Genomic DNA, 9,961 nt, shown 5'->3' with positions numbered 1-9,961 from the left:
GGCTGACGTAGTTATTATTGGTGTATCTAGAACAAGTAAGACACCATTGTCTATGTTCTTAGCATACAAAAAAATTAAAGCTGCTAACTTGCCATTGGTGCCAGAGGTACCATTGCCAGAAGAATTATTTAAAATTCCAGCTAAGAAAATTGTAGGTCTTATTATTGACCCATTTAAGTTAAATAATATTCGTAGTGAACGTTTACGCGCTATCGGTTTAGAGGACGAAGCAAATTATGCTTCTATTGAGCGTATTCAATCTGAACTAGAATACGCGAAGGCTATTATGCGTCGTTTGCATTGCCAAGTGTTAGATGTTTCCAATAAATCTATCGAAGAAACAGCATCTCTTGTTATGCAACTTATCGACCGTAACCGCGCATCGGAGGGTAAATGAATATACGGGAACAAATAGAGGAGCGGGAGGCGTTACTCCTTTCTCCTTATGCTTCAAAAAGCCGTGATGCAGTCCGTGATATTGAGGAAGCTCCCGATCCACTTAGAACTGCCTTTCAACGTGATCGGGACCGCATTATTCACAGTAAATGTTTTAGACGGTTAAAGCATAAGACACAAGTTTATATTGCGCCAGGTGACCATTATCGTACGCGTATGACTCACACCCTTGAGGTAGGTCAGATTGGTCGTACAGTGGCTCGTGCATTGCGACTCAATGAGGATTTGGTAGAAGCTATTGCCATGGGGCATGATGTGGGACATACACCATTTGGTCATGTTGGGGAATATGCGTTACGTGATATGGTAGGTCATTTCAATCATAATGAACAAAGTTTGCGCATGGTTGAAGTGTTGGAAAAACATGGTGAACATCAAGGACTTAATTTAACGACTGCTGTGCGCGATGGTATTCTAGGTCATACAGGGGCTACAATTCCAGTTACCTTAGAAGGACAAATTATTCGTATCGTCGACCGCATTGCCTATTTATGTCACGATTTTGATGATGCACAGCGTGCCGGCATGTTAACGGCTGAGGAATTACCGTTTGAAGTGCGTGAACACTTTGGTATGACTCTTTCTAGCATGATTACAGCCATGGTTGAAGATATGGTGCGCGAATCTTTAGATAAGCCTGTTATTTCTATGTCCTCCGATATAGAGATGACCATGAATCTATTCCGTCAATTTATGTTTAAAAATGTCTATTTGGCGCCAGCTTTAATTCCTGATCGAAATAAGGCATCTCATGTGGTGAAAAACTTATTTACTCACTTTATGGAACATCCTGACGATATGGAGGGCTGTGAAAGTACAAGAGAGTTTTATTCTACCCGTGATGTGGTGGATTATGTAGCAGGCTTAACAGATCAATATGCTATTAAGTTGTTTAAACAGTACTATATTCCAAATATTACCTTGTAAGATTTTTAGTAATAGGAACATAGATAACAAAAAAAGCAGTTAGTTCAAATGAACTAACTGCTTTTTTTGGGGCTCTAGAACCCCAAAGAGTACATGTACTTTTTATTTTACGCGCGTGTAATTTTATTAGAACGAAGGCAGCGAGTGCATACGTTAACTTTTTTAGTAGCACCGTCTACAACCGCCCGTACTCTTTGAATGTTCGGTTTCCAAGTTTTTCTTGTGCGAATGTGAGAGTGACTCACGTTCATACCGCTAGATGTGGATTTGCCACATACTTCGCAAAGGTTTGCCATAGTTTCCACCTCCAAGCTTAATCTATAACATAACAAAAGTATATTATCATAAAGACATAGTTAAAGCAAGTGTTTTTATCGTACATATTGCTCTTTTTATGAAATATACTACAATATAAGGTATACTATATATCATATTCTATGATATGAATGGGCTTTTACACAAGGATATACAGAAATTGGATATATCCTCAGTGTTTATCGTATATTTAAAGGAGTTTCTATGGATGAACGGTTAACGACCATTAAAGGGATTGGTCCTGGTCGGGAGAAACAATTGCATAAGCTAGGGATTACGAATGTAACATCATTGTTGACATATTTCCCTCGGAGCTATGAAGACCGCCGTACAATTTATAGAATTGGTGAATTAAAGTCAGGTATGACCGGTGGCGTAGTAGGCAATGTTATTGCTGTACAAGAAAAACGCCCTCGACCTAGATTGTCTATATTAGAGGTGGTCATTGCAGATGGTACTGGTCCACTAAAGATTGTATTATTTAACCAAGGGTATAAAAAGAACTTTTATAAAAAAGGGCAGCGTCTATATGCATATGGCAAAGCAGAATTTCAATATGGGTCTATGCAAATGAATACGCCCCAAATAGAAAGTTTAGGAGATGGTGGAGAGCCTGATCGTGGTATCGTTCCTATTTATGCTCTTGCAGATGGTGTATCTCAATTTGTGGTGCGCTCATCAGTACGCAATTGGTTTGCCGCTAATCATGAATTGCAAGAGATTTTGCCTACTGAGGTTCGTGAATCACATCAATACATGAGTCGCTATGATGCATTTAAAATGATGCATTTCCCGGATTCTTCAGAGCGATATGAAGAAGCGCGTCATCAATTGGCCTATGAAGAGTTATTTGTCATGCAATCTGGATTGGCCTTGTTGCGGAATAAAGAGCAGTGTCATAAAGGACCTAAGATGGGACCTAATGGGGACTTAATGGCTCAGTGTATAGAAAACTTGCCGTTCTCCTTAACAGGTGATCAACAGCGTGCATTAGAAGACATTCGCATCGACATGGAAGATGAACGTCCTATGCAACGATTATTGCAAGGTGATGTAGGTTCTGGTAAAACTGTTGTGGCTACATTGAGTTTGTTGAAGGCCATCGAAAATGGTTACCAAGGGGCATTAATGGCCCCTACGGAGATTTTGGCGGCTCAACATTATGAAGGCATAACAGAGGTATGTCGTAATTTAGGTATTACTATAGAGTTATTAACTGGTTCTACTACAAAAAAAGAAAAAGAGCGTATCTATGAAGGCTTAGCTGACGGATCAATTAATATGATCATCGGCACTCATGCGCTTATTCAGGAAGGTGTTAACTTCCATAATTTAGGTCTCGTCATTATCGACGAACAACATCGCTTTGGCGTAGAACAACGGGCGCGATTACAACAAAAGGGTACATACCCACATGTGCTGATTATGACGGCTACACCAATCCCTCGAACCATGACATTATCTGTGTATGGCGATTTAGCGGTTTCTTTAATTAAAGAAATGCCACCAGGGCGTAAGTCTGTTAAAACGTATGCTGTAGATAGCTCATATAAAGAACGATTGAGAAACTTCTTCGGCAAAGAAATGGCAGAAGGACGTCAAGTTTACGTAGTATGTCCTCTAGTAGAAGAGTCTGAAAAATTAGACTTACAGGCAGCAGAAGAACTGTATTTAGAATTAAAAGAGTACTTTTACAAGGCCTATGAAGTTGGCCTTGTACATGGTCGCATGAAACCAAGTGAAAAGGATGAAGTGATGAATGCCTTTCATAAGGGTGATATTTCACTACTCGTTTCTACTACCGTTATTGAAGTTGGTGTCAATGTGCCTAATGCGACCATTATGTGCATTGAAGGGGCAGAGCGATTTGGTTTATCTCAATTGCATCAGTTGCGTGGCCGTGTAGGCCGTGGATCTCATCAATCCTATTGTATTCTTGTAAGTGATTCAAAAAATGATGTGAGCCAAGAGCGTTTGAAATTGATGGAACAGACACAGGATGGTTTTGAACTTGCTGAACAAGACTTATTATTGCGTGGGTCTGGTCAATTATTTGGCTTAGCTCAATCGGGATTACCTGATTTGCGAGTTGCCAATATTATTAAAGATATTGAAATATTAGTACAGGCTCGTAAGGATGTATTAGATTTTGCAAGCCAACATGGAATGGAAAAACTTGAATCTATAATGAAAGAAGAATTAGAAAAAAGATTTGGTGAAAAATTTCTTAGAATATTGTATAATTAAGAGGTAGGAATAATAAGTACATAAGTAGCGATAATATTAGATTTTATCTGGGTTTTTCCCTTGTGTATCTGTTCCTCATACCGTATAATAGAACAAACAAATTTATTTCATTTTCATCTATGGAGGTCAATATGCCACTTATTCATGTAGAGCTCGTTGAAGGGCGCACAAAAGAACAAAAAAAACAATTAGGTGAAGCTATCACTAAAGCTGCGGTTGATATCGTTAATGTACCTGCTGACGCAGTAAAAGTTATCTTCGTAGATATGAAAAAAGATGATTATATGGAAGGCGGCATTTTGCGGTCTGAACGCTAAGCTACGACTGACCGCCTAGTCCAATGTGGACTAGGCGGGTCGTAGTTTTGTTTTATTATACGGAAAGGAATTAAATATGAGAGACGATAAATTCGGTATGCGTGGACTAACTTTTGATGATGTTTTATTAGTACCAGCGGCTTCTGATGTGCTACCACATCAAGTAGAGTTAAAAACTCAATTAACTCGTGACATTACGTTAAATATCCCTATGATTAGTTCTGGGATGGATACAGTTACTGAATCCCGTATGGCTATTGCTATGGCTCGTGAAGGTGGCCTTGGCGTTATCCATAAAAATATGTCTATTGAAGAACAAGCACATGAAGTTGATAAGGTAAAACGCTCTGAACATGGTGTTATCGTTGATCCTATTTTCTTAAGTCCTCAAAATTTACTATCTGATGCAGCAGAAATTATGGGAAAATATAAAATTTCTGGTGTACCTATCACAGAACATGGTAAACTAGTAGGGATCATTACAAATCGCGATATGCGTTTTGAAACTGATTTAACTCGCCAAATCGGAGACTGCATGACAAAGGATTCACTTGTTACTGCACCAGAAGGTACTTCTCTTGAAGAGGCAAAAGCTATTTTAAGTGAACATCGTATTGAAAAATTACCTCTCGTAGATGGCGATGGAAACTTAAAAGGCTTAATTACTATAAAAGATATTGAAAAAGCGACAAAATATCCAAATTCTGCCAAGGATAGCAGTGGTCGATTATTAGTAGGTGCTGCTGTTGGTGTATCTAAAGATTTATATGATCGTCTTGATGCACTTGTATCTGCTAAGGCTGACGTAATCATTGTAGATACAGCACATGGTCATTCTGCAGGTGTACTTCGCACATTGAAAGAAATTAAACAAGCCTATCCTCATATTCCTGTTATTGCAGGTAATGTGGCGACTGCAGCTGGTACAGAGGCTCTTATTGAAGCTGGTGCAGATGCTGTTAAGGTTGGTATTGGACCTGGCTCTATTTGTACAACGCGCGTTATTGCAGGTATTGGGGTACCTCAAATCACTGCAGTATATGAGTCTGCTCAAGTAGGTCGTCGCTATGGAATTCCTATCATCGCTGATGGGGGCATTAAATATTCTGGCGATATTGCCAAAGCTATTGCGGCTGGTGCCAATGTAGTTATGATGGGTAATATTTTAGCTGGTACTGATGAAAGCCCAGGGGAAACAGTGATTTACCAAGGTCGTTCCTATAAAGTATACCGTGGCATGGGTAGCTTAGGGGCTATGAAGCTTGGTAGTAAAGATCGATATTTCCAAACAGAAGCTAAGAAATTAGTTCCTGAAGGTATTGAAGGTCGCGTACCTTATAAAGGTATGTTGGCTGATACAATTTTCCAAATGGTTGGTGGTTTGCGTGCAAGTATGGGGTATTGCGGATGTCATAACATCCAAGAAATGATTGAAAATACTCAATTCATTCAAATTACAGCGGCTGGTTTGAAAGAAAGCCATCCGCATGATGTAAGCATTACCGTTGAAGCACCAAATTATAGTGGTTGATAATGGAGTATTACATTGAATAAACGTATTTCTGTTTTATCTGTGCCTATCGATTGTGTAACAATGGATGAGGCAGTCCAACGTATTTTGCAATTAACTGAAGAGCCGGGGCTACATTTAGTAGCCACGGCTAATGCAGAAATGGTTATGTTGGCAAATGAAAATCCTACATTGCACACCATATTGAATAATGCTAGTCTTGTCGTTCCCGACGGGGCTGGCATTTTGTGGGCTGCAGAGCGTCAAGGCGAACATGTGCCTGAACGCGTAACGGGGGTAGACGTAACAAAACGATTATTTAAAGTTGCGGCTGACCAGCAAATTCCTGTATACTGCTTAGGGGCAGCACCTGGTGTTGCTCAACGAGCAATTGATAATTTATCTGCCCAAGTTGGACCATTAAATATTGCAGGGATTCATGATGGATTCTTCGATAGCGCAGAGGAACAAGAAATCGTTAAAGCTATTGGGGAGTCTAAGGCAAAATTAGTGTTTGTTGCCTTAGGCGTACCAAAGCAAGAACAATGGATTTCAGAAAAATTGAGTCACCTTGATGGCGTTGTTGCCATTGGTATTGGTGGTTCCTTTGACGTTTTGGCAGGTAATATTCCTCGGGCCCCAGAATGGATGCAACGGAATCGTCTCGAATGGTTGTATCGATTATATTTAGAACCTCAACGGATTGGCCGCATGTTGGCTATTCCTAAGTTTATGTGGACCGTTATTAGAAATAAATAGAGGAGTGTTGAATCGTGCCTACAGGACCAATAATTAAGGAAGGGTTTCCACTGATAGGGGCTATGCTCATTATCACTGTGGTGTTAGGATTTTTAGGACATTATGTAATTGCGATTATTTCATTTATTCTGGCATTATTTTTCGTCAATTTCTTTAGAAATCCTAAACGTGTAATCCCTCAAGATCCAGATTTAATTTTATCTCCAGCAGATGGTAAAATTATGGATATTTCTGATGTATACGAAGATATTTACTTACATAAAGAATGTAAAAAAGTAACTATTTTCTTATCTGTTTTCGACGTACATGCCAATCGTGCGCCTATTGACGGTAAAATTACATACCGTCATTACACAATGGGCAGTTTCTTGCCTGCTTTTAAAGATGATGTAGGCTTTGAAAATGAACGTCATACTATTTGTATTGAAAATGATCGCACTTCCGTATTAGTAACACAAATTGCGGGCCTTTTAGCGCGTCGTATAGTATCTTGGACGGATCTCGATAGTGTGCTTGAACGCGGTCAATTGTACGGGATGATTAAATTCGGTTCCTGTACTGAAATCTACATGGATAAGGATGTAGAGTTGTTCGTGGAAAAAGGTCAACATATTACAGGTGGAGACACTGTTATCGGGAGGTTGCGTCATGAATAAATCTATTATTCCAAATTTATTTACTAGTGCTAATTTAGCCTTCGGTGTCCTTGGCATCACATTCTCTGCTACAGGTAATACCTTCTATGCAGCTATTTGCGTACTATTATCCTTAGTCGCTGATGGTTTAGATGGTCGTGTAGCGAGAGCATTAGGTGTAGCAGGTCCTATGGGGCGTGAATTAGATTCTTTATCTGATGTTGTGGGCTTTGGTGTAGCACCGGCTTATATGCTATATATGAAAGAGCTATACGGTTTAGGTTGGATTGCTTATGTTCCTTTACTAGCATTTGCTGTATTAGGCGCATTCCGTCTTGCTCGCTTTAACATCAAAACTGAAGAAGTTCATGGTTACTTTGAAGGTTTGCCAATTCCAGCAGCAGGTTGCTTGGCAGCTACTTACGTATTGTGTGGCGTAGAGGTACCTCAATTTGTACTAGTAGTTTGTATGATTGGTGTAGGCTTCTTAATGGTTAGTGAAGTAAAATATCCAGACTTCAAAGGTAAATCTGCGGTTAATATTAATAAACTTTCCATTGTACTCACTGCTATTTTTGTTATAGCTTGTCTCGTTTATGATTGGCATACATGGGCAGTGATGATCTTTGCTGGCTATGTAGTGTTTGGCCTTATTAATGGCGCTTTAAACATGGTGCGTAAATAAGTGTGTGGAGGAGAATAGTATGAATTACCTACTGGATCTGATTTTGATCCCTATGCAGGTAATAATCGTAATTTATACGGTTTATTATTTTGTACTCGCCGTAATCGGTATGTGGCGATCTAGAGTACATAAAAACTATACCCCAAAAAATTCCTTTGCTATTGTTGTGTGTGCTCATAATGAGGAAGCTGTAGTCGGTGAATTAGTTAAAAATTTACGAAGTCTAGATTATCCAGATGAGCTGTACGATATCTTTGTTGTAGCTGATAACTGTACAGATAAGACTGCTGAGGTGGCAAGAGCTGCTGGTGCTAATGTGCATGAACGATTCAATAAAGAAGAAGTAGGTAAAGGCTATGCAATGGGGTGGATGTTTGATCGCGTGGAACAAATGGATCGGAAATATGATGCATTTCTTATCTTTGACGCCGACAATTTAGTACATCCACAATTCATGTTAGAAATGAATGATCATCTTGAAAAAGGTGAATCTGTTATTCAAGGTTACTTAAATTCTAAAAACCCTACGGACTCATGGGTAGCGGGTACATTCTCTATCGCATTTTGGATGGTTAACCACATGTGGCATTTAGCAAAATATCGCGTTGGTTTATCTACAGCCTTAGGCGGTACTGGTATGTGTATACGTACATCCATCATCCGTGAATATGGTTGGGATTGTAATAGCTTGACTGAGGATATGGAATTCTCCATGAAGTTGTTAACTCATGGTATTCGCACATGTTGGGCTCATGATGCCATCGTATATGATGAAAAGGTTACAACCATGATGGCGTCTTGTAAACAACGTTTACGTTGGGCGCAAGGTCAGTTCGACTGTGCAGGCCGCTACATTCCAAAGTTGTTCGCCACCGGTATTAAAACTGGCAATATTATGATTTTGGATGGTATTTTCCAAGTGAGTCAACCGTATTTCCTATTGTTGACTACTGTTTACTTGGTATTGTCTTACATCAATGCATACACACCAATCTATACAAACATTTTGTATCAAATTTTACCGATGTCTGTATGGACTATCATTGGGGTGGGTCAATATTTATTCCCACTTATCGTATTATTGAAGATTAAGGTACCACCAAAGATTTGGTTCTACTATTTACTATATCCATTGTTTGTATACTCTTGGATTCCTGTAAATATTTTAGGTTGGTTCCGCCGTCATAATAAGGTGTGGTCTCATACAGTTCATACGCGAGCTGTTGGCTTAAATGACGTTAAATTGACCCGTATGGGAAACATGAATAAGAATAAAAAATAGAATCTGTAGGAGTGACTATGCATATTTTAATGTGTAATGATGATGGTATTTTAGCAGATGGTTTACGCCGTCTTGCATCGTACTTAAGTCAATATTATCGAATTACCGTTGTAGCACCTGCAAATGAGCAAAGTGCTAAATCCCATGCATTGACGACTGAGATTCCTTTAAAATTAGATGCGTACAATGGCGAGGATGAAAATCCTCGCCTTTATGCTCTAACGGGAACTCCTTCTGATTGCATGAAGTTTGGTCTTAGTTATTTATTGAGTGATGATATGCCTGATCTTGTGATTTCAGGTATTAATCATGGTTTTAACTTGGGATCGGATGTATTGTATTCCGGTACGGTGTCTGCTGCCATGGAAAGTTGTTTTTACGGCATTCCAGGCTTAGCATTATCTGTTGAACGGTATTCTCCTGAACGAGGGGATGAAATGCATCCTTTTATACATGAATTAATTGAAAAGATCTATGTTAAAGGTCAATTTGATGGCTTATTGAATGTAAACTTCCCATTGCGTGGGGCCTGTGATTGGAATCATTTTAAAATGGTGAGTCAAGGTTTACAAACCTATAGTAATATTATCGATGCTCGTATTAACTCAAGAGGGCAAGATTATTATTGGTTAGCAGGCGAGCTTGATTATGGTGCCGAAAGTGTTCCTACCGATGTGGAGTATGCGCGCAAGGGCTATATAACAGGGGTAGCACTTACGTGGAAGCAACAATGTGATGTCGGTATGGAAGCCGTTAAAAATATTTTAGATAAAATATAAAAAATATGTTGACATTATTTTGGGATATCTGTATAATAACAAATGTTCC

The 9,961-nt window shown here is 39.2% G+C and carries 11 protein-coding genes; 10 read left to right on the top strand and 1 reads right to left on the bottom strand.

Going from position 1 to position 9,961, the window contains the following annotated elements; translation table 11 throughout:
• Together Q7P05_RS06950 and Q7P05_RS06945 are read left to right on the top strand one after the other, a co-directional pair.
• Nucleotides 1-397 (top strand): kinase/pyrophosphorylase (locus tag Q7P05_RS06950; protein WP_303931308.1); only part of this gene is annotated, 397 nt, incomplete at its 5' end.
• Complete coding sequence (locus Q7P05_RS06945; protein WP_303931306.1) at nucleotides 394-1,383, top strand: deoxyguanosinetriphosphate triphosphohydrolase; 990 nt, start codon at nucleotides 394-396, stop codon at nucleotides 1,381-1,383. The genes Q7P05_RS06950 and Q7P05_RS06945, both read left to right, overlap by 4 nt.
• Nucleotides 1,384-1,490: 107 nt before the next feature.
• Here the strand turns inward: Q7P05_RS06945 and rpmB are convergent, their stop codons facing one another.
• Nucleotides 1,491-1,679: a 50S ribosomal protein L28 gene (gene rpmB / locus Q7P05_RS06940; protein ID WP_005386334.1), complete on the bottom strand. Its 189-nt coding sequence runs from the start codon at nucleotides 1,677-1,679 to the stop codon at nucleotides 1,491-1,493.
• 223 nt (nucleotides 1,680-1,902) lie between these two features.
• On the opposite strand from rpmB, the gene recG reads away from it, so the two are divergent.
• The 8 genes from recG (at nucleotide 1,903) to surE (ending at nucleotide 9,912) form a co-directional block, all read left to right on the top strand.
• Nucleotides 1,903-3,945: an ATP-dependent DNA helicase RecG gene (gene recG, locus Q7P05_RS06935; RefSeq protein WP_303931304.1), complete on the top strand. Its 2,043-nt coding sequence runs from the start codon at nucleotides 1,903-1,905 to the stop codon at nucleotides 3,943-3,945.
• 131 nt (nucleotides 3,946-4,076) lie between these two features.
• Nucleotides 4,077-4,262, top strand: a complete 186-nt coding sequence (locus tag Q7P05_RS06930) for a 4-oxalocrotonate tautomerase (RefSeq protein WP_105089292.1) — start codon at nucleotides 4,077-4,079, stop codon at nucleotides 4,260-4,262.
• A 76-nt stretch (nucleotides 4,263-4,338) separates the two neighbouring features.
• Nucleotides 4,339-5,793, top strand: coding sequence for an IMP dehydrogenase (guaB, locus tag Q7P05_RS06925; RefSeq protein WP_295231795.1), 1,455 nt, complete (start codon nucleotides 4,339-4,341; stop codon nucleotides 5,791-5,793).
• Nucleotides 5,794-5,808: 15 nt separating this feature from the next.
• A complete protein-coding gene (locus Q7P05_RS06920; protein WP_295824925.1) occupies nucleotides 5,809-6,531 on the top strand; it encodes a WecB/TagA/CpsF family glycosyltransferase in 723 nt (240 codons plus the stop codon).
• Nucleotides 6,532-6,545: 14 nt separating this feature from the next.
• Nucleotides 6,546-7,187 carry a phosphatidylserine decarboxylase family protein gene (locus Q7P05_RS06915; RefSeq protein WP_005386340.1) on the top strand — a complete coding sequence of 214 codons (642 nt, stop codon included), beginning with the start codon at nucleotides 6,546-6,548 and terminating at the stop codon, nucleotides 7,185-7,187.
• Nucleotides 7,180-7,851 carry a CDP-diacylglycerol--serine O-phosphatidyltransferase gene (gene pssA / locus Q7P05_RS06910; protein ID WP_005386341.1) on the top strand — a complete coding sequence of 224 codons (672 nt, stop codon included), beginning with the start codon at nucleotides 7,180-7,182 and terminating at the stop codon, nucleotides 7,849-7,851. The genes Q7P05_RS06915 and pssA overlap by 8 nt, the downstream gene beginning before the upstream one ends.
• Before the next feature lie 19 nt (nucleotides 7,852-7,870).
• The gene (locus Q7P05_RS06905; RefSeq protein ID WP_005386342.1) at nucleotides 7,871-9,133 is read left to right on the top strand and encodes a glycosyltransferase family 2 protein; all 1,263 of its coding nucleotides are present in this window, start codon (nucleotides 7,871-7,873) and stop codon (nucleotides 9,131-9,133) included.
• Between the two features lie 17 nt (nucleotides 9,134-9,150).
• Nucleotides 9,151-9,912, top strand: coding sequence for a 5'/3'-nucleotidase SurE (gene surE / locus Q7P05_RS06900; protein ID WP_303931302.1), 762 nt, complete (start codon nucleotides 9,151-9,153; stop codon nucleotides 9,910-9,912).
• Nucleotides 9,913-9,961 lie beyond the last annotated feature (49 nt).

Source organism: Veillonella dispar, assembly GCF_937975875.1.
GTDB classification, from domain to species: domain Bacteria; phylum Bacillota; class Negativicutes; order Veillonellales; family Veillonellaceae; genus Veillonella; species Veillonella dispar_B.
The sequence above is the reverse complement of the archived record's forward strand: the minus strand, read 5'-3'. Positions and strand labels throughout refer to the sequence as shown.